The organism is Vogesella sp. AC12 (assembly GCF_024437575.1).
GTDB classification, from domain to species: domain Bacteria; phylum Pseudomonadota; class Gammaproteobacteria; order Burkholderiales; family Chromobacteriaceae; genus Vogesella; species Vogesella indigofera.
In genome coordinates this window covers 224,193-242,966 of the sequence record NZ_JANFNU010000001.1, presented here as the reverse complement: position 1 = coordinate 242,966, position 18,774 = coordinate 224,193, and the positions used below count along the sequence as shown (strand labels likewise).

Genomic DNA, 18,774 nt, shown 5'->3' with positions numbered 1-18,774 from the left:
CCGGGCAAAACCGGCCGCCGCGATGAAACAGGCATCAACAGCCCCTAGTTGTCGCTCTTGGTCTGCCAGCGGCTTTCCAGCTGCCGCAACTGGCCGCTTTTGCGCAGCTGCGCCATGCCTTCGTCAAAACGGCTGACCAGACGCTCGACATCGGGGTGCGCCCTGGAGAACGACACGTACACCGGCCCCGGCGCCAGCTTGCCCACCGGCCGCACCCAGCCGCGCAGATCGGGGTTCTGTCGCAGCATGTGGTTGACGGTGCCCTCCCACGCCACCACGTAGGGGATGCGCCCCGCCTTCAACTTGCGGAAGGCGTTGACCTCGCGCGTGGAGTACTCCTTGCGGATCGCGGCATTGGCGTCGAACTCCTTGCCGTAGCCGTAGCTGAGCACCACGCCGACTTCCTGCCCTTCCAGCGATTTCATGTCGAGATCGCGCTCCGGGCGGTTGCTGCGGCTGTAGATGCTGATCTGGCCTTCCAGCAGCGGCAGCTGCGCGTAGCGGTAGTAAGGCTCGTAGAAGTCGTTGCGCGAGGTGGTGAAGCAGCCGGCATAGCGGGCCGTGCGCGCCACTTCCATGCAGCGGCTGTAGGACAGCGGCTGGAAGCGCACCACCACGCCTTTTTGCTGGTAGATGGCGCGCATGATGTCGATGGTCAGGCCGGCCGCCTGGCCGTCACGGACGCCGGAATAGGGATACCAGTCGTCCTCGGCGGCGAACAGCAGTTCGACCGGTGTCGAACTCTTGGCCACGGCCAGGGCGGGCGCCCCGGCCAGCAACATCCATACCGCCATCCGCAATCGATTCATGACAATAGCCTGAATTGTTTGAGTTTTTTATACCGATCGTATTATACAACACTTGCTCATCACCGGCCCGCCAAGCGGCGTGCTCAGCCTTCCACCAGCTCGCTTTCCTGCTGCAGACGCCACATTTCGGCGTAACGGCCGCCGGCGGTCAGCAGCTGGCGGTGATGGCCGCGCTCGATGATGCGGCCGCCTTCCATCACGATGATGGTGTCGGCATCGGCGATGGTGGACAGCCGGTGCGCGATGATCAGCGTGGTGCGGTTGGCCGCGATGTCGAACAGCTCGGTCTGGATCGCCTTTTCGGTACGCGAATCCAGCGCGCTGGTGGCCTCGTCGAAGATCAGCACCGGCGGGTTTTTCAGAAGGGTGCGCGCAATCGCCACCCGCTGCTTCTCGCCACCGGACAGCTTCAGGCCGCGCTCGCCGACGGTGGTGTCGTAGCCGTCCGGCAGGCTCATCACGAAGTCGTGGATGTGCGCCGATTTCGCCGCCTCGATCACCTCCTCGCGACTGGCGCCGGGGCGACCGTAGGCGATGTTGTAGTAGATGCTGTCGTTGAACAGCACCGTGTCCTGCGGCACGATGCCTATGTGCGCGCGCAGGCTGTCCTGCGTCAGTTCGCGGATGTCGGTGCCGTTGAAGCGGATCGCGCCGCTGCCGACATCGTAGAAGCGGAACAACAGCCGCGACAGCGTCGACTTGCCGGCGCCGCTGGCGCCGACCACCGCCACGGTATGGCCGGCGGGGATGTCGAAGCTGACATCGTGCAGGATCTGGCGCTTGGCGTCGTAGCCGAAGCCGATACTGTCGAAGCGGATCGCCACCTGCTTGGCGGCCAACGTTTGCGCGGCGGGATGGTCATCAACCTCGGCGCCGACGTTCAGCAGCGTGAACATGCGCTCCATGTCGGCCAGCGAGTGCTTGATCTCGCGGTAGACAAAGCCGAGGAAGTGCAGCGGCGCCCACAGCTGGGTAATGAAGGTGGCCACCAGCACCACGTCGCCGACCGTCATCTCGCCGCTGACCACGCCGCGCGCCGCCAGCCACATGATCAGCGTCACGCCGGTGGCGATGATCACGCCCTGGCCGGCGTTGAGCATCGACAGCGATACCTGGTTCTTGATCGCGGAGCGCTCCCACGATGCCAGATTGCCGTCGTAGCGTTCGGTCTCGTAGCGTTCGTTGCCGAAATACTTCACCGTCTCGTAGTTGATCAGCGCGTCCACCGCCTTGCTGTTGGCCTTGGAGTCGAGGTCGTTCATGGTGCGGCGGAACACGGTGCGCCACTCGGTGATGGTCAGCGTGAAGGCGATGTAGATGGCGATGGTGGACAGCGTCACCACCGCGAACCACACGTTGTAGCGGTACAGCAGGATGCCCAGCACCAGCGCGATCTCCACCAGCGTCGGCAGGATGTTGAACACGGTGAAGTTGAGCAAGAAGCCGATACCCTTGGTGCCGCGCTCGATGTCGCGGCTCATGCCGCCGGTCTGGCGCTCCAGGTGGAAGCGCAGCGACAGCCGGAACAGGTGCGCGAATACCGAGCGCGCCACCGAGCGCACCGCGCCCTGGATCACCCGCGCAAAGATCGCGTCGCGCAATTCGCCCAGCACGCTGGACACCAGCCGCGCGAAACCGTAGCCGACCAGGGCCAGCACCGGCACCGCCAGCAGCGTGGCCGGGATCGACAGCTGGTCGACGATGTCCTTGAGGAACAGCGGCGTGATCACGCCGGCGATCTTGGCCGATACCAGGCAGGACAGCGCGAACAGCACCCGCCACTTGAAGCTCCACAGGTAGGGCAGCAGGGTTTTCAGCGTTTTCAGGTCATCCCGGTCGGTCGGGGGCGGGGTATTGCTATGGGCGGCTGGTCGCATTCGGCTGCTCTTGGTCGATACAGGGTAGGTACAGGGGTGACGGTGTCTCAGTGCAGGGTGCGCGGTGCGATCAGGTGGAATTCCGGGATCGGCGCCTCGAAGCGGGTACCGTCGTCGGCCTGCATCTGGTAGCTGCCGTGCATGCTGCCGTAGGGGGTACGCAACGTGGAGCCGCTGGTATAGCTGTAGCTCTCGCCCGGCTGCAGGTGCGGATGCTCGCCGACCACGCCCATGCCGCGCACTTCCTGCTGCTCGTTGTTGGCGTCGGTGATGATCCAGTGCCGCGACAGCAGCTTGGCCGGCTGGCGCCCGGTATTGCGCAGCGTGATGCGATAGGCAAACACGTACTGGCCGGCTTCGGCGTTGGAGTATTGCTGCTGGTAGAAGGCTTCGGCCTCGACCGTGATCTGGTAGTCGTCGTTCATGGGTGGCGGTTCCGGCATGGTGCAGGGCAACACGCCCGGCAGCAAAGCCTGATTGTAGCGCCGATCCGCCGCACGCGTCGCCGTCCGGCGGAGCAATGTCGTACAATGGCGGGCATTTCCAGCCCCGCCCCGTACAAAGCCATGAGCCAATTCCGAATTGCCCCGTCCCTGTTGTCCGCCGATTTCGCCCGTCTGGGCGAGGAAGTCCGCGACGTGATCGCCGCCGGCGCCGACATCATCCACTTCGACGTGATGGACAACCACTACGTGCCGAACCTGACCATCGGCCCGCTGGTCTGCGAGGCGATCCGTCCGCACACCACCGCCCCGATCGACGTGCACCTGATGGTGACCCCGGTCGACGCCCTTGCCGCCAGCTTCGCCAAGGCCGGCGCCGACATCATCACCTTCCATCCGGAAGCGTCGCACCACATCGACCGCACCCTCGGCCTGATCAAGGACGCCGGCTGCAAGGCCGGCCTGGTGCTGAACCCGGCCACCTCGCTGTCGCACCTCGACCACGTGATGGACAAGCTGGACATGATCCTGCTGATGTCGGTCAACCCCGGCTTCGGCGGCCAGCGCTTCATCCCGCAGACGCTGGACAAGGTGCGCGCGGTGCGCCAGCGCATCGACGAGTACACCGCCAAGCATGGCGGCGAGATCTGGCTGGAGGTGGATGGCGGCGTGAAGGTCGACAACATCGCCGAGATCGCCGCCGCCGGTGCCGACACCTTTGTCGCCGGCAGCGCCATCTACGGCACCCCGGACTACAAGGCCACCATCGACGCGATGCGTGCCGAACTGGCCAAGGTTGGCCGCAAGTGAACGGCTACGTCGTCACCGGCGCCTCGCGCGGGCTGGGCGCGGCGCTCACCGCGCAGCTGTTGCGTGACGGTGGCCGCGTGGTCACCGTCGCGCGCGACTGCGGCGCGCTGCAGGAACACCCGCAGCTGATCACGCTGGACGCCGACCTCACCGACAGCAGCCTGCTGCCGCTAGTCATGGAACGCGCGCTGGCGGCGCTGGGTGACTGCGACAGCCTGACGCTGATCAACAACGCCGGCACGGTGCAGCCGATCGCGCAGGTCGGCGCCTATCCGCCCGGCGCGGCGGAACAGGCGATCGCGCTGAACCTGACCGCGCCGCTGCTGCTGTGCGACGCCTTTGTCGCACACAGCGCCGGCCACGACGGCGTCCGCCGCGTGCTGAACATCTCCTCCGGCGCCGCGGCCAGCCCCTACCCCGGCTGGAGCGTGTACTGCGCCAGCAAGGCCGGCGTCGACCACTTCACCCGCACCCTGGCCGCCGAGCAGCAAGGCGCCGCCCGGCCATTGCTGGCGGTATCGCTGTATCCCGGCGTGATCGATACCAGCATGCAGGGCGAGATCCGCGCCGCCGATCCGGCGCAGTTCCCGCACAAACCACGCTTTGACGCACTGAAGGCCGACGGCCAGCTGACTTCGCCCGCCGCCGCCGCGGCGGCGATTGTCGCCTACCTGCACAGTGTGGCGTTCGGCAGCGTACCGGTGCTGGACATCCGCCAGCTGTAGACGCCGCCAACACCACCCTGATCCTGCGTTGCGCCCCCTTGCCGTACGACTTGTACTGTCTGCGGCGGCGCGACCTGGCTCAGGTGCGCTGCGAGGTTTTCTTAGAACCTGTTCAAGGTCTCGCGAGCTAGAGCGAGACAAGGCAAAAACGACTGAGGAAGCGGAATTTACAAGCAGTAAATGAGCATTCCGAAGGCGTTTTTAACGCCGTATCGCCGAAGCGCAGCAGACATTGAACAGGTTCTTTGCGGCGCTACGCCGTCATGGCACACCAGGTTGGCCGCAATGCAAAACAGCCCGTCACCATGGTGACGGGCTGTTTTGCTGTTGCCGTGTTACTGGGCGCGGGCGACCGGTTTCGGTTTGCGCTTCGCGACCGGTTTGGGCGCTTTGGCGGCCTTCGCCGGTTTTTTGACGACCGGTGCCGCGGCAGCGGCTTCCTCGGCCGCTTCCGCCGCCAGCGCGGCCTCGTCCAGCGGCGCTTCGTCGTCACCCTCGACCGCTTCTTCCCCGTCATCGCTCGGGCGCTTGCCGCCCAGCCATGACGGCGGCTGCAACTCGGTGAAGCTGACCACATTGTTCGCCGTCGGCTGCATGCTGAACACCGGCTGGTCGTGGTTGCTCAGGCGCACCGTGGACGCCACCGTCACCGCCAGTTCCTTCTCTTTCGGCACCGAGAACTCGCGCAGCTCGCTGACGCCCAGCAGCTTGCCGCTGCGGCTGACCAGCAGGTCGGTCTGCGAGCTGGTCTGCAGCTCTTCCTGCGACGCGTCCAGCAACGGGCCGACGGCGCTGGCGAATTCCTCCACTTCCTTCTGGTGCTCACCGGCATGACGGCGTGCCAGCTGCAACAGCTCCTGCACCGCCTGCTTGCTCATCTTCGCCTCGGCCAGCGGGTCCAGCGTCAGGCGGATGCGATAGCTGGCGCCGGCCTGGCGCGCCGCCTCGTCCAGTGGCTGGAAGGTGTAGGCCTTGCTGTCGACGGCGGCGTAGATGTTCTTCGCCACCTGCGGCAACTCCGCCAGCACCGCATCTATCGGCAGCTTCTTCACCTTGTCCTGCGGCGCCTGGAACATCACGTACTTGCCCTTGTGCTCGCCGCGCAGCACCGGGATCGCCAGATCCAGCACCGAGGCGTCCACCCACAGCGTCAGCGTGTTCAGCTCGGCCAGCATCGGCAGGCGCAGCCAGGTTTCGGCGTTCGGCCGGCTGAAGCGGAAGGTCGGCGTCATCTCGACACGGCTCTTGCTCATGTCCACCGCGCCGCGCAGCTCCAGACTGAACGACTTGGCCACTTCGCCGATCACGTCGCCCTCCACCAGGCTTTCCACCTTGCCCGGCAGGCGGATCGCCTTGACCCGCACCTCGCCGTCGAAGTTGTAGCGCGCCAGCCGCGCGTTCTGTTCGATGGTGTGGATCGCCGCCGCATCGGCGGTCTTGTTGGCCAGCGGCGAGGCGCAGCCGCCCAGCAGCAGGCCGGATAGTGTCACGGCAACAGCCAGTGCACGAGGTTTCATGATGTCCTTTCGATAGAAACAGCCAACCACGCCGGCGCAAGCGCCATGTGCGCGGCAAAACCGGGCATGCTACTGATTTGTCATTTCCGCTGCAAGCAACACATGGCGGTGGCGCACCGGGCTTCCGGTATAATCGGCGCCATCTTCAACCCGTGCCGCCCGCCGTCACGCTACCGCCCCGCCCCACGCTGACCATGAATCTGACACACATCAAGGCCGTCGCCTTTGACCTCGACGGCACCCTGGTTGACTCCATCGCCGACCTTGCCGCCAGCGCCAACGCCATGCGCGCCGAACTCGGCCTCGCCCCGCTGGCCGCCGAACGCATCCAGTCCCACGTCGGCGACGGCGTCGCCAGTCTGGTGCACCGCGCGCTGACCGACAGCCGCGACGGCCAGGCCGACGCGGCGCTGTGGGAACAGGGCTTCACCTTCTTCATCCAGCACTACTACCGCCACCTGACCGTGCACACCAAGATGTACCCCGGCGTGGCCGAGGGCCTCAACCTGCTGCACGGCTTCGGCCTGCCGCTGGTGGTGGTCACCAACAAGTCGGAACGGCTGGCGTTGCCGCTGCTGGCGCAACTGGGCATCGACAGCGCCTTCAGCCTGATCCTCGGCGGCGACAGCCTCCCCGAGAAAAAACCGTCGCCGCTGCCGCTGCGGCATGTCGCCGAGGTGCTGGGCATCACCCCGCAGCAGATCGTGATGGTCGGCGACTCGGAAAACGACGTGCAGTGCGCCCGCGCCGCCGGCGCACTGCCGGTGGCGGTCAGCTACGGTTACCGCGATGCGGCCAACCTGCACGCCGACCTGGTGATCGACAGCCTGGTCGAGCTGTTCGCACTGCTGAAAAAATCCGCCGAACTGCCGCAAAACCTGCGCGTATAAGGGCACCACGCCTGCTGCCTCTGTACGGCGCAGGCGTTTTTGCGCAAGAATAGCCGTTCCGTTTACGCATCCACACTTGATAAAGCCTGCATCATGAGATTCCAGCCCGATCGTGCCAGTTGGCGATGGCGACGCTAGACGCCGCCCCGCCCCGCTCCTTTTGACCTGACACCCTGGAACGATCATGACACCACAACAATTCGCCGAACTGGCCAGCGCCGGCTACAACCGCATTCCCGTCACCCTCGAACTGTTCGCCGACCTCGACACCCCGCTGTCGGTATACCTGAAGCTGGCCAACCAGCCCTACTCCTATTTGCTGGAATCGGTGGTCGGCGGCGAGCGCTCCGGCCGCTACTCCTTCATCGGCCTGCCGGCCACCACCCGGCTGCGGGTGCAGGGCTTGAGCGTGCAGGTGGAATACGGTGACAAGGTGATCGAGCGCCACGAAGGCGACCCGCTCGCCTTCATCGAGGCCTTCAGCCAGCGCTTTAACACCCCGCCCATCGCCGGACTGCCGCGCTTCACCGGCGGCCTGGTCGGCTACTTCGGCTACGACACCGTGCGCTATGTCGAGAAAAGGTTGGCCGCCACGCAAAAGCCGGACCCGGTCGGCACCCCCGACATCCTGCTGATGCTGTCGGAAGAGCTGGCAGTGGTCGACAACCTGTCCGGAAAGCTGTACCTGGTGGTGTACGCCGATCCGGCGGTGCCGAACGCGCTGCAGAAGGCCAACGCCCGCCTCGCGCAATTGCGCGCCAAGCTGCGCGAGCCGGTGGCGATTCCATTGTCGCTCCCGTCGGTCGCCACCGAGGCGGTATCGGAATACGGCGAGGAAGCGTTCAAGCAGGCGGTCAGCGACGCCAAGAACTACATCCTCGACGGCGACATCATGCAGGTGGTGCTGGCGCAGCGGCTGAGCATGCCGTTCGCCGAATCGCCGCTGGCGCTGTACCGCGCGCTGCGCAGCCTGAATCCGTCGCCGTACATGTTCTTCTACCACTTCGACGATTTCCACGTCGTCGGCGCCTCGCCGGAAATCCTGGTGCGCCGCGAGAACGACACCGTCACCGTGCGCCCGATCGCCGGCACCCGCCCGCGCGGCAAGACGCGTGAAGAGGATCTGGCGCTGGCGGAAGACCTGCTGGCCGATCCGAAGGAAATCGCCGAACACGTGATGCTGATGGACCTCGGCCGCAACGACGTCGGCCGCGTCGCCGACACCGGCAGCGTGACGATCACCGAAAACATGATCATCGAGCGCTACTCGCACGTGATGCACATCGTGTCCAGCGTCGAGGGCAAGGTGCAGCCGCAGGTGTCCAACATCGACATCCTGAAGGCCACCTTCCCCGCCGGCACCCTGTCCGGCGCGCCGAAAGTGCGCGCGATGGAGATCATCGACGAGTTCGAGCCGACCAAGCGCGGCGTGTACGGCGGTGCCGTCGGCTACCTCGGCTTTACCGGCGACATGGACCTGGCGATCGCGATCCGCACCGCGGTGATCAAGAACGAGGTGCTGTACGTGCAGTCCGGCGCCGGCGTGGTCGCCGATTCGGTGCCGGAATCGGAATGGCTGGAAACGCAGAACAAGGCGCGCGCGGTGATCCGTGCCGCCGAGCTGGTGCAAAGCGGCCTCGACGCCTGAGCCTCACCCGCTGAAAAACATTGCGGCCAACCTTGCTTCAAGGTTGGCCGCAATGCGTTTCAGTGCAGGTGTTGCGGCATGTCCGGCCAGCGGGCGTAGCGCTGCTCGATGCCGCGCCAGTTGCCGTCGCGCTTGAGCATGTGCAGCGCCTGTTGCAGTTGTTTCACCACGCCGCCGTCCAGCTTGCGGTTGCAGGCCAGGTACAAGTCGACACGGTTGAAGGCCAGCACCGGTTCGATGCGCGTGTCCAGCTGCCGTTGCAGCAGCAGGCCGTTGGCGGTGAAGCGGTCGCTGGCCCACAGGTCGATGCGGCGCTGCAGCAGCTTGTCGATGTTGTCGCGGTCCTGCGGCGCGGCATCGACCTTCATATCGTGCTGGCGCAGGTAGCTGTCGCGCACGTCGCCGTAATAGGTACCGATGCGCAGGTGACGCACCTCGTCGAGGCTGCGAAACGAAATGAAGCGGCCGCGCAGCGCGTACAGCGTCCACTCGCTGTGCGTCAGCGGCCCGATCCACTGGAACGACGCCTCGCGCTCCGGCGTGCGCGTCACCGAGAACAGGCAGGATTGCGGCGTTGCCAGCACCGTGTTGTAGGCGCGCTGCCACGGATAGGCGCGCAGCCGGTACGGCAGATTGGCCTGGCGCAGCATCGCGATCACCTTGTCGGCGACAAAGCCGCTGACGCGCTGGTCGCGCTCGATCTGGTACGGCGGGAAGTGTTCGGTGGCAAGCAGCAGGCTGTCGGCGCTGGCAAGGTTGGCCGCGGCCAGCAGCAGCATCGGGATCAGGCGCATGGCAACCGTCCGGGAAAATGGGATCGGCGGCAAAGATAGCAGAAAGCCTGTCACAAAAAATTCTTTTTCTCACAAACACGATGACATATTTTGCCACTGTGGCACGGCCGCCACCGCTGGCGCCGCAGTGGCAGTACGGGACGCCGGATGCGGCCTTGTGCGCGGCCGCGAATGCGACAGGGCGCGGCATTGCCGCGAGTCCTGACCACGCTCAGCTCATCAGCCACTCGCGCAGGTACTCGCGCGCCTGGCGCAGCTGCGGCCCGGCCAGCAGCGTGATGCGCTGCGATTCGGCGCGGCCGACCTCGCTTTCGGTCGGCACGTACAGGCTGGCCAGCATCGCCTTGGCGTGCAGGCCGCCCAGGCCGGCGACGCTGTTGAGCTTGAACAGGTTCTCCAGCCCCACGCCGCGCTGCTGGAAGCTGGTGGGGGCGGCGGTCTTGCACTCGATCAGGTACAGGTGGTTGTTGCACAGGATCGCCACGTCGTATTCGTTCTCGACATTGTGATGGCTGATCTTGACGCCGACGGCGGCGTCGCTGATCGGCAGGATCTGCGCCAGCTCGGCCACCTGCGACAGCAGCCACACCTCCAGCCAGCCACCGGCAAGAAAGAAGCGCGCCCGCGGATCAAGGCAGCGCATGTGGCCGCTGTCGCGGAACTCCACCATGCCGCTGGCCAGCAGCCAGTCGTACAGCACGTGTTCGCCGCTGGACAGCGGGTGCTGGCTGAATTGCTGCTCGTCCAGGTCGTTGCACAGCCGGTTGAGCAGCGACAGTGACTTCGGCCGCAGCGCCGCGTGTTCGGCCAGATCGCGCGCCAGCTGCTCGTGGCGCGGGCTGCGCCGCTCCAGCCGGTAGTGGATGGCGAGGATGCGGCTGCCGTAGAGCGCGAAATAGGCCTCCAGCGACAGCCCTTCGGCGATCTCGGTGCCGCTGTGCAGGCGGCTGCTCTCGCCGCCGAGCAGCCAGATCAAGCGGTCGTTGTCGTGCTCCACCGCCATCAGCGGCAGCCGGTGTTCGCGCGCCAGATCGTAGGCCAGCGCCGCCTGCACCGGCGACGCGGCGCTGATATTGAAACAGACACCGCCCTGCACCAGCTCCTGCAGCCGCTGCCGCAGCGCCAGCGGCTGGCTGTCCGCCGGCAGCGTTTCCACCGCCGCGGTCAGGTGCAGCTTTTGGCAGACGCCGAGGATGTCGAAGGCGAGATCAAGGTGGGCGCGGTGGCACAGCAGCGTCACCCGGTCGATGTCAAAACGCGGGTCCAGCGCCGGGGTAATGATGTCGCTGACGACATGGTCAACAAAGGCCAACAGGTGCATGACGCGCTCCAGCGGGACAGGGCATGACTGAATTCTATGCCCAAGCCCGCCGCAAATGCCACGTCCATTGCCGCGCCGCGCGCGTCAGTACAAGCGCTTGACCGCCAGGGTTGGCCGCCGGCTCAGGCGCACGCCGCGGCGCGCGGCTGCGCCTGCTGGCGGATATCGGCCACCAGCGCCGCCAGCTGCACCAGCCCGTCTTGCCACTGCCGATGGCCGGACGCGACATTGATATGACCGGCGTCGCGCAGCCAGTGCAGCGGGCTTTGCCACAGCGCCGCCATCCGCGCGCTGCGCAGCGGCAGGCTGAACGGATCGCTGTCGCTGGCCACCACCCGCGCCGGGAACGGCAGCGCCTGCTCCGGCAGCGGCGCGAACGGCTGCAGCGCGGCCGGGGCGCTGGCGCGCTCGACATCGGCCGGCGCCACCAGCAGCGCACCGGCAAGCTTGTTGCCGTAGCGCGCCGCATAATGCGCGACCGTGGCGCAACCGAGGCTGTGCGCGATCACGATTACCGGCAGTGTGGCGGCCGCCACCGCCGCGTCCAGCGCCGCCAGCCAGTCGTCCAGCTGCGGCGTCTGCCAGTCGTGGTTGGCCACCCGCGTTGCGGCCAACGTTTGCTGCCAGTGGCTCTGCCAGTGCTCGGGGCCGGAATTATTCCAGCCCGGCTGGATGATGTACTCGAAGCCGGAAAAATCGTGCGCCATGCTGCTGCCCCCAAGGTATGGAAAGATTCTGCCGTCACCATAACCGTGCCATCATATTTCCAAAAATAATTATTTTTTGTTTTGTTATTCTTTTTGAAAATATAAAAGCCGGCAGCATGGGCTGCCGATCTGCTAAAATCGCCGCCTGCCTTGGTGCTTCGCCGGCGCATGCCGGCAAGTTAAACGGGAAACAGGTGACCCCTGTGCTGCCCCCGCAACGGTGCGTTTCTTGAAGAACCTGTTCAATGTCTGCTGCGACTGCTCCCAATGGGGCGATACGGCGTTAAAAACGACTTCGGCATGCTTGTTTATATTAGTAACAAATGCCACTTCCTCAGTCGTTTTTGCCTTGCCTCGCGTGAGCTCGCTAAACCTTGAACGAGTTCTAAGGTCTGCCGGCCCTGCCGTCATGACCGCCCTGCCCATCGCCACTGTGAGTCATCACGGGAAGGCGGGCAGACGGCGAAACCAGCCCGGATACCGGCCACGGCGAACGCGCGCACTGCCAGTCAGTGCGTCCCGACACATGCTGCGGAGGGCGGCATCCGGTCAGATTGCTGATCCGTGCGCCTGACGCCTGCCCCTTCCGCGATTTCGATATCGCGCCCATGTCCCACAGCCTGACGCTGGACCGCCCGCTGCGCGGCGCCCTGCGCTTACCCACCCTGCCCCTGTTGACACTGCTGACGCTGCTCAGTGGCGGCAGCCTGCTGCTGGCCTGCAGCAGCGGCTCCATCGCGCTTGGCGCCGGCGAGCTGTGGCTGGCCGCCAGCGGTCACGGCAGCCAGCTTGCCGACACCCTGCTCAGCCTGCGGCTGGAACGGGCGCTGACCGCCTGGGTCACCGGCGCCTCGCTGGCGCTAGCCGGCGTGCTGATGCAGTCGCTACTGCGCAATCCGCTGGCCGATCCTTACGTGATGGGCGTCTCCGGCGGTGCATCGGTCGGCGCGCTACTGGCGTTGTGGCTGGGGCTGGCACTGTGGCAGGTGGACAGCGCCGCCGTCGCCGGCGCGCTGACGCTGTCGGCGCTACTGTTCCTGCTGGCGCGCCGCGATTTTGCGCGCAGCAGCGGCACGGTGCTGCTGCTGCTCACCGGCGTGCTGCTGTCCGCCGCCTGCGGCGCGCTGATCTCGCTGCTACTCACCATCGCGCCGGACGCGCAATTGCGCGGCATGGTGTTCTGGCTGGTCGGCGACATCGCCGGCACGCCGCTGCGGCCGTGGCCGTGGCTGGCCTTGCTGCCGGCCGTGCTGCTGGCGTGGTGGCAGGCGCCGGCGATCAACCTGCTGGCGCTGCACGGCGACCACGCGCTGACGCTGGGCGTGCCGGTGGCCATGCTGCGCCGCCTGCTGCTGGTACTGGCCGCAGTGCTGACCGCCAGCGCCGTCAGCCAGGGCGGCAGCATCGGTTTCATCGGCCTGATGGTGCCGCACGCCTGCCGCCTGCTGTGCGGCCCGGACCTGCGCCGGCTGATCCCCGCCGCCGTGCTCAGCGGCGCCGCGCTGCTGGTGCTGGCCGACACCCTGGCGCGCACCGTCGTCGCGCCGATGCAGCTGCCGGTCGGCGTGCTGACCGCGCTCCTGGGGGTGCCGGTGCTGTTCTGGCAGCTGCAACGCACCCGCCGGAGGCTAGCCTGATGCTGCACTGTGACCAGCTCACCCTTCGCCAGGGGCGCCGCACGCTGCTGCAGCCGCTCACCTGGCAGGTCCGCGCCGGCGAATGCTGGTGGATCGCCGGCCGCAACGGCTGCGGCAAAAGCACGCTGCTGGCCACGCTGGCGGCGCTGCGCCGCGCCGACGGCGGCCACATCCGCCTCTGCGGCCAACCTTTGCCGCAGCTGACGCCGCGCCAACGCGCACAACGCCTCGCCCTGCTGCCGCAGGCCAGCCACGATGCCTTTGATTATGCGGTGCAGGATGCCGTCGCCGCCGCGCGCTTTGCCTGGCCGGATGCCGGCGACAACCCGCAACGCGTCGCCGCCGCGCTGGACGCCTTCGACCTTGGCCGTCTGGCGGCACGACCGCTGCAGGCCTTGTCCGGCGGCGAGCGCCAGCGCGTGGCACTGGCCAGCGTGATGGCGCAGGACGCACCGCTGATCCTGCTCGACGAGCCGTCCAATTCGCTCGACCTCGCCCATCAGGCCGCGCTGCAGCAGCAGATCGGCCGCTGGTGCGCGCAGGGCAAGGCGGTGCTGCTGGTCAGCCACGACCTGCAGCTGGCCCCGGCCTGCGCCAGCCACGCGCTGCTGCTCGACGAGCACGGCCAGCACCGTCAGTACCCGCTGGCCGAACTTAACGCCGAACACCTCGCCGCCGTGCTCGGCTATCCGCTAACCCGACTCCACCACGCAGGCCGCCCCTGCTTTTTACCCGGACACCCATCATGAGCCACACCGAAGACCAGGGCCGCACCGAGCGCCACAACGCGCGCATGGCGCGCAAAAAAGAAATCATGGACGCCAAGATCGCCGCCGCCGACCAGCACCGCGGCGTGTTCATCGTCAACTGCGGCAACGGCAAGGGCAAAAGCTCCAGCGGCTTCGGCATGGTGATGCGCGGCCTCGGCCACGAGATGCAGGTCGGCGTAGTGCAGTTCATCAAGGGCGCGATGTCCACCGGCGAAGAGCGCTTTCTGCGCCGCTTCCCTGACGAGGTGCAGTTCCACGCGATGGGCGAGGGCTACACCTGGAACACGCAGGACCGCGAGCGCGACGTCGCCCGTGCCGGCGAAGCCTGGGAAAAAGCGCGGCAGATGCTGCAGGACCCGGCCATCGGTCTCGTGCTGCTCGACGAGCTGAACATCGCGCTGAAATACAAGTATCTGGATGTGGAAGACGTGCTCGACAACATCATCGCCCGCCCGCCGGGCCAGCATGTGATCGTCACCGGCCGCGGCGCACCGCAGGCGATCATCGACGCCGCCGACACCGTCACCGAGATGACGCTGGTCAAGCACGCGTTTGCCGCCGGCATCGCCGCCCAACCCGGCATCGAGTGGTAACACCCCGATACACCATCACGCCGGCCCGGTTCCGGCGCAAGGTTGGCCGCAAGCACATTGCGGCCAACCTTGCCGGCCATCGCCATCGCGCCGGCAACGGCACACCCATGCGTGACCTGCCCCGCCCCTCGAAATGAAAGCGAGCCCATGAGCTGCAAAGCCCTCCTCCTCTCCGCCATCGCCTCCGGCCAGGGCAAGACCACCGTCACCGCCGCCCTCGCGCGCAAGCTCGCGCGCGCCGGCCAGCGGGTACGGGTGTTCAAGACCGGCCCCGATTTCATCGACCCGATGCTGCTGGCCGCCGCCAGCGGTGGCGATGTGGACGTGCTGGACCTGTGGATGTGCACCGAGGCGCAGTGCCACGCACTGCTGGCCGAGGCGGCGCGGGAGTGTGACTACCTCCTGATCGAAGGCGTGATGGGCTTGTACGACGGCCAGCCATCCAGCGCCGATCTGGCCCGCCACTTCGGCGTACCGGTGCTGGCGGTGCTGGACTGCTCGGCGATGGTCGGCACCGCGCTGGCCATCGCCCGCGGCCTGCGCGATCACGGCCAGCTGCCGTGGGCGGGGATGCTGGCCAACCGCGTCGCCAGCCCCGGCCACGCCGACATGATCCGCGCCTGCGGCACGGCAGAGCTGCCGGTGGTCGGCCACCTGCCACGACAGGCCGAGTCGCTGCCGGAACGCCACCTCGGCCTGCACCTGCCGTCCGAGCTGCCGGATCTGGCCGCGCGGCTGGATGCACTGGCCGACGCGTTGCAACTGGACGACGCGGTACTGGCGTCGCTGCCGGTGTTTGCGCCGGCACCGCAAGCGCAGCCGGCCTTGCCGCCACTGCTGGCCGGCCGCCGCATCGCCATCGCCCGCGACGCCGCGTTTGCCTTCATCTACGCCGCCAACCTGCGCACGCTGGCGGCCATGGGCGCCGAGCTCACCTTCTTCTCGCCGCTGGCCGACGAGGCCATCCCGGCCGGTGCCGACGCCGTCTGGCTGCCCGGCGGCTACCCGGAGCTGCACGCCGACACCCTTGCGGCCAACCTTGGCTGGCAAGCCAGTCTCAAGCACGCCGTCGCCGCCGGCACGCCGGTCTGGGCGGAATGCGGCGGCATGATGGCGCTGACGGAAAGCCTCACCGACACCGACGGTCACCGCCACGCGATGGCCGGTGTGCTGCCCGGCAGCGTGCACATGGGCAAGAAACTGGCGGCGCTGGGCAGCCAGGCCTGGCCGCACGCCGCCGGCGAATTGCGCGGCCACACCTTCCACTACTCCAGCTTCGACACGCCGCTGGCAGCACTGGCCCACTGCCAGCGCAAGGACGGCCGTGACGGCGGCGAAGCGGTCTACCGCCACGGCAGCGTGCAGGCCTCGTACTTCCACGCCTACTTCGCCAGCAACCCGGCCGCCGCCGCCGCGCTGTTCCTGCCGCCATGCGGCGCAGCGCCATGCTGAGTGTCGCCGCGCCGATGGCGGCGGCGCTGCTGCTCGACCGCCTGCTGGGCGAGCCGCGCCGCTATCACCCGCTGGTCGGCTTCGGTAATGCGGCCAAGCTGCTGGAAAAAACACTCAACGTTGGCCGCAAGCGCCTGCTGCGCGGCCTGCTTGCCTGGCTGCTGCTGGTGCTGCCGCTGCCACTGGCCCTGTTCTGGCTGCTGGCACAACTGCCGGCGCCGGCGGCCGCCGCCCTCAGCGTGGCGGTGTTGTACTTCACCCTCGGCCGGCAGAGCCTGCTGGAACACACCCGCCCGATCGGCGCGGCGCTGCTGGCCGGCGATCTGCCGCAGGCGCGCGCACTGGCCAGCCGCATCGTCAGCCGCGACCTGCAGCACGCCGACGAGGCCGCCGTCACCCGCGCCGCCGCCGAATCACTGCTGGAAAACGGCCACGACGCGGTGTTCGGCGCGCTGTTCTGGTTTGCCGTCGGCGGCGCGCCGGCCGCGCTGGCGTTCCGCCTCGCCAACACCCTGGACGCGATGTGGGGCTACCGCAACCCGCGTTTCGAACGCTTCGGCAAGGTCACCGCCCGCGCCGACGACGTGCTCGGCTTCGTACCGGCACGGCTGACCGCGCTGGCCTACGCGCTGGCCGGTAACACCCGCCTCGCGCTGCGCTGCTGGCGCACGCAGGCGCCGCAGTGGGACAGCCCCAATGCCGGCCCGGTGATGGCTGCCGGCGCCGGCGCGCTGGGCGTGCGGCTGGGCGGCGCCGCCAGCTACCACGGCCAGCTGGAAGAACGGCCAACTCTGGGCGATGGCGCGACGCCCGCCGCCGCCGACATCGCCCGCGCCGCGCGGCTGCTGGACCGGGCGCTGCTGCTGTGGCTGCTGCTGGCGATTCCGCTATGAATGCGCTCAAACCCGTCCACGGCGGCAATCTGCACGCCGCCATCGCCACTTACGGCGGCGAGCCGGCCGGCTGGATCGACCTGTCCGCCGCGCTCAATCCGCAGCCCTACCCGGTGCCGGCCATCCCGCCCGCGCTGTGGCACACGCTGCCGCAGCCGGACGCGGCCTTCATTGCCGCCGCCTGCGCCTACTACGGTGCGGCCAAGCTTTTGCCCGTCGCCGGCAGTCAGGCGGCGATCCAGGCGCTGCCGCGGCTGCGGCCGCCCGGCCGCGTCGCTGTCGCCCACCCCAGCTACGGCGAACACGGCTGGCGCTGGGCACGGCACGGCCATGCCGTCAGCCGCCATGCCCACACCGACATCGACGCACAGGCCGGCCACGTCGACGTGCTGATCCTGTGCAATCCGGACAACCCTTCCGGCCGCGCCTACCCGGCGGCCAGCGTGCTGCGGTGGGCGGAGCAACAGGCGGCGCGCGGCGGCTGGCTGCTGGTGGACGAGGCGTTTGCCGATGTCTGCCCGGCGCTGTCGGTCACCGCCCACGCCGGCTATCTGCCCGGCCTGATCGTGCTGCGCTCGCCGGGCAAGTTCTTTGGCCTCGCCGGCCTGCGGCTGGGCTTTGTCGCCGCCGAGGCCGCCATCTTGCAGCAGCTGGACGAGGAGCTGGGGCCGTGGACCATTCCCGGCGCGGTGCAGCACATCGCCACCGCCGCGCTGCGCGATGGCGCCTGGCAGCAGCAGGCGCGGGCTGATCTTGCCGCGCGCCGCGCAAGGTTGGCCGCACTGCTGGCAGCCAACGCGCTGCCGCACGCCGGCTGCGACCTGTTCGCCGGCGGCGAGTACGCGCCCGCCGCCGCGCTGCAGCAGCATCTGGCGACGCAACACATCTGGTGCCGGCTATTCAGCGAGCCGGCGCCGCGCTTCCGCCTCGGCCTGCCGGCCGACGAGACCCACTGGCAACGGCTGGCCGCCGCGCTGGCCAGCTTCCGTGACAAGGACTGCACCACATGAAACGACTTTTCCCGCTACTAGCCTGCCTGCCGGCACTGGCCGCACCGGTCAGCGTCCTCGACGACCAGGGCAGCCGCGTCACGCTGCCCGCCCCGGCGCAGCGCGTAATCAGCCTGGCGCCGCACGTCACCGAGCTGGCCTTTGCCGCCGGTGGCGGCACGCGCCTGATCGCCGTCGATGAAAACAGCGACTACCCGGCGGCCGCCAAAGCGCTGCCCAAGGCCGGCAGCTTCCGCGCCATCGACCTGGAACGCATCGTCGCCGCCAAGCCGGACCTGCTCTTGGTGTGGCTGCACGGCCCGTCGGCGCGGCAGCTGGAGCCGCTGCGCCAGCTCGGCATCCCGCTGTTCTACAGCCAGCCGAAGCGCTTTGCCGACATCCCGTCCAACCTGCGCCGCATCGGCCAGCTGCTGGGCAGCAGCGCGCAGGCAGAACAGGCGGCGCGCCGCTTCGAGCAGGATCTGGCCGCGCTGCGCCAGCAGCAACAGGGCAAGCCTAAGCTCAGCGTGTTCTACCAGGTGTGGGACAAGCCGCTGTACACCCTCAACGGCCAGCACATCGTCAGCGACGCCATCGCGCTGTGCGGCGGCATCAACATCTTCGCCCGACTGCCGGTCACCGCGCCGGTGGTCACCGACGAGGCGGTGATCGCCGCCAACCCGCAGGTGATCCTGTCCGCCGCCATGCGCCACAACGACGACCTGCTCAAGCGCTGGCAGCGTATGCCCGGCATCGCTGCCGTGCAAAACCGGCAGCTGCACCAGGTCAACGGCGACCTGCTCAACCGCCCGACACCGCGCATGATCGATGGCACGCGCCAGCTGTGCACCAAGCTCGACCTCGCCCGCCGCTAACCCGCTACCTCCTCCCGAGACCGC

Annotated in this window: 18 protein-coding genes and 1 riboswitch; of the genes, 11 read left to right on the top strand and 7 right to left on the bottom strand. The window is 67.8% G+C overall.

The annotated features are described in order from the left end of the window. Window positions 1-44 precede the first annotated feature (44 nt). The 3 genes from NOM55_RS01295 to apaG all read right to left on the bottom strand — a co-directional run bounded on the left by NOM55_RS01295 (window position 45) and on the right by apaG (window position 3,111). Window positions 45-809, bottom strand: a complete 765-nt coding sequence (locus NOM55_RS01295; RefSeq protein ID WP_120809663.1) for an ABC transporter substrate-binding protein — start codon at window positions 807-809, stop codon at window positions 45-47. An 83-nt stretch (window positions 810-892) separates the two neighbouring features. Further along, a complete protein-coding gene (locus tag NOM55_RS01290; RefSeq protein WP_120809662.1) occupies window positions 893-2,686 on the bottom strand; it encodes an ABC transporter ATP-binding protein/permease in 1,794 nt (597 codons plus the stop codon). Between the two features lie 47 nt (window positions 2,687-2,733). After that, entirely contained in the window at window positions 2,734-3,111 is a 378-nt protein-coding gene (gene apaG, locus NOM55_RS01285) for a Co2+/Mg2+ efflux protein ApaG (protein WP_255907138.1), read from the bottom strand. Between the two features lie 141 nt (window positions 3,112-3,252). On the opposite strand from apaG, the gene rpe reads away from it, so the two are divergent. Together rpe and NOM55_RS01275 are read left to right on the top strand one after the other, a co-directional pair. Next, window positions 3,253-3,939, top strand: coding sequence for a ribulose-phosphate 3-epimerase (gene rpe, locus NOM55_RS01280; RefSeq protein ID WP_120809660.1), 687 nt, complete (start codon window positions 3,253-3,255; stop codon window positions 3,937-3,939). Then, window positions 3,936-4,664 (top strand): SDR family NAD(P)-dependent oxidoreductase, encoded by a 729-nt coding sequence (locus tag NOM55_RS01275; protein ID WP_255907137.1) that lies wholly within the window; start codon window positions 3,936-3,938, stop codon window positions 4,662-4,664. The genes rpe and NOM55_RS01275 overlap by 4 nt, the downstream gene beginning before the upstream one ends. Window positions 4,665-4,999: 335 nt before the next feature. On the opposite strand, the gene NOM55_RS01270 is transcribed toward NOM55_RS01275, so the two are convergent. After that, a complete protein-coding gene (locus NOM55_RS01270) occupies window positions 5,000-6,181 on the bottom strand; it encodes a hypothetical protein (RefSeq protein WP_255907136.1) in 1,182 nt (393 codons plus the stop codon). Window positions 6,182-6,375: 194 nt separating this feature from the next. Here NOM55_RS01270 and NOM55_RS01265 point away from each other — a divergent pair, with 194 nt between their 5' ends. Both NOM55_RS01265 and trpE read left to right on the top strand, forming a co-directional pair. Then, window positions 6,376-7,071 (top strand): phosphoglycolate phosphatase, encoded by a 696-nt coding sequence (locus NOM55_RS01265; protein ID WP_370687851.1) that lies wholly within the window; start codon window positions 6,376-6,378, stop codon window positions 7,069-7,071. Window positions 7,072-7,252: 181 nt separating this feature from the next. Next, window positions 7,253-8,719, top strand: a complete 1,467-nt coding sequence (trpE, locus tag NOM55_RS01260; RefSeq protein WP_255907568.1) for an anthranilate synthase component I — start codon at window positions 7,253-7,255, stop codon at window positions 8,717-8,719. A 59-nt stretch (window positions 8,720-8,778) separates the two neighbouring features. Here trpE and NOM55_RS01255 read toward each other — a convergent pair whose 3' ends face one another. The 3 genes from NOM55_RS01255 to NOM55_RS01245 form a co-directional block, all read right to left on the bottom strand. After that, window positions 8,779-9,513: an ABC transporter substrate-binding protein gene (locus NOM55_RS01255; protein WP_255907135.1), complete on the bottom strand. Its 735-nt coding sequence runs from the start codon at window positions 9,511-9,513 to the stop codon at window positions 8,779-8,781. Between the two features lie 211 nt (window positions 9,514-9,724). Further along, on the bottom strand, window positions 9,725-10,834 hold the full coding sequence (locus NOM55_RS01250) for a Card1-like endonuclease domain-containing protein (RefSeq protein ID WP_120809655.1): 1,110 nt from the start codon (window positions 10,832-10,834) through the stop codon (window positions 9,725-9,727). Between the two features lie 122 nt (window positions 10,835-10,956). Then, window positions 10,957-11,541: an alpha/beta hydrolase gene (locus NOM55_RS01245; RefSeq protein ID WP_255907134.1), complete on the bottom strand. Its 585-nt coding sequence runs from the start codon at window positions 11,539-11,541 to the stop codon at window positions 10,957-10,959. A gap of 134 nt (window positions 11,542-11,675) precedes the next feature. Next, window positions 11,676-12,045, top strand: a riboswitch (cobalamin riboswitch). 104 nt (window positions 12,046-12,149) lie between these two features. On the opposite strand from NOM55_RS01245, the gene NOM55_RS01240 reads away from it, so the two are divergent. From NOM55_RS01240 to NOM55_RS01210, 7 genes are all read left to right on the top strand, one after another. Then, entirely contained in the window at window positions 12,150-13,178 is a 1,029-nt protein-coding gene (locus tag NOM55_RS01240; protein WP_255907133.1) for an iron ABC transporter permease, read from the top strand. Then, the gene (locus NOM55_RS01235) at window positions 13,178-13,927 is read left to right on the top strand and encodes an ABC transporter ATP-binding protein (protein WP_255907131.1); all 750 of its coding nucleotides are present in this window, start codon (window positions 13,178-13,180) and stop codon (window positions 13,925-13,927) included. Before NOM55_RS01240 ends, NOM55_RS01235 begins: the two co-directional genes overlap by 1 nt. After that, complete coding sequence (cobO, locus tag NOM55_RS01230; RefSeq protein ID WP_255907130.1) at window positions 13,924-14,541, top strand: cob(I)yrinic acid a,c-diamide adenosyltransferase; 618 nt, start codon at window positions 13,924-13,926, stop codon at window positions 14,539-14,541. The genes NOM55_RS01235 and cobO overlap by 4 nt, the downstream gene beginning before the upstream one ends. A gap of 147 nt (window positions 14,542-14,688) precedes the next feature. Then, window positions 14,689-15,993 (top strand): cobyrinate a,c-diamide synthase, encoded by a 1,305-nt coding sequence (locus NOM55_RS01225; RefSeq protein ID WP_255907127.1) that lies wholly within the window; start codon window positions 14,689-14,691, stop codon window positions 15,991-15,993. Then, window positions 15,987-16,886, top strand: a complete 900-nt coding sequence (gene cbiB / locus NOM55_RS01220; protein ID WP_255907125.1) for an adenosylcobinamide-phosphate synthase CbiB — start codon at window positions 15,987-15,989, stop codon at window positions 16,884-16,886. The genes NOM55_RS01225 and cbiB overlap by 7 nt, the downstream gene beginning before the upstream one ends. Further along, a complete protein-coding gene (gene cobD, locus NOM55_RS01215) occupies window positions 16,883-17,896 on the top strand; it encodes a threonine-phosphate decarboxylase CobD (protein WP_255907124.1) in 1,014 nt (337 codons plus the stop codon). The genes cbiB and cobD overlap by 4 nt, the downstream gene beginning before the upstream one ends. Continuing rightward, window positions 17,893-18,750 carry a cobalamin-binding protein gene (locus NOM55_RS01210; protein ID WP_255907123.1) on the top strand — a complete coding sequence of 286 codons (858 nt, stop codon included), beginning with the start codon at window positions 17,893-17,895 and terminating at the stop codon, window positions 18,748-18,750. The genes cobD and NOM55_RS01210 overlap by 4 nt, the downstream gene beginning before the upstream one ends. Window positions 18,751-18,774 lie beyond the last annotated feature (24 nt).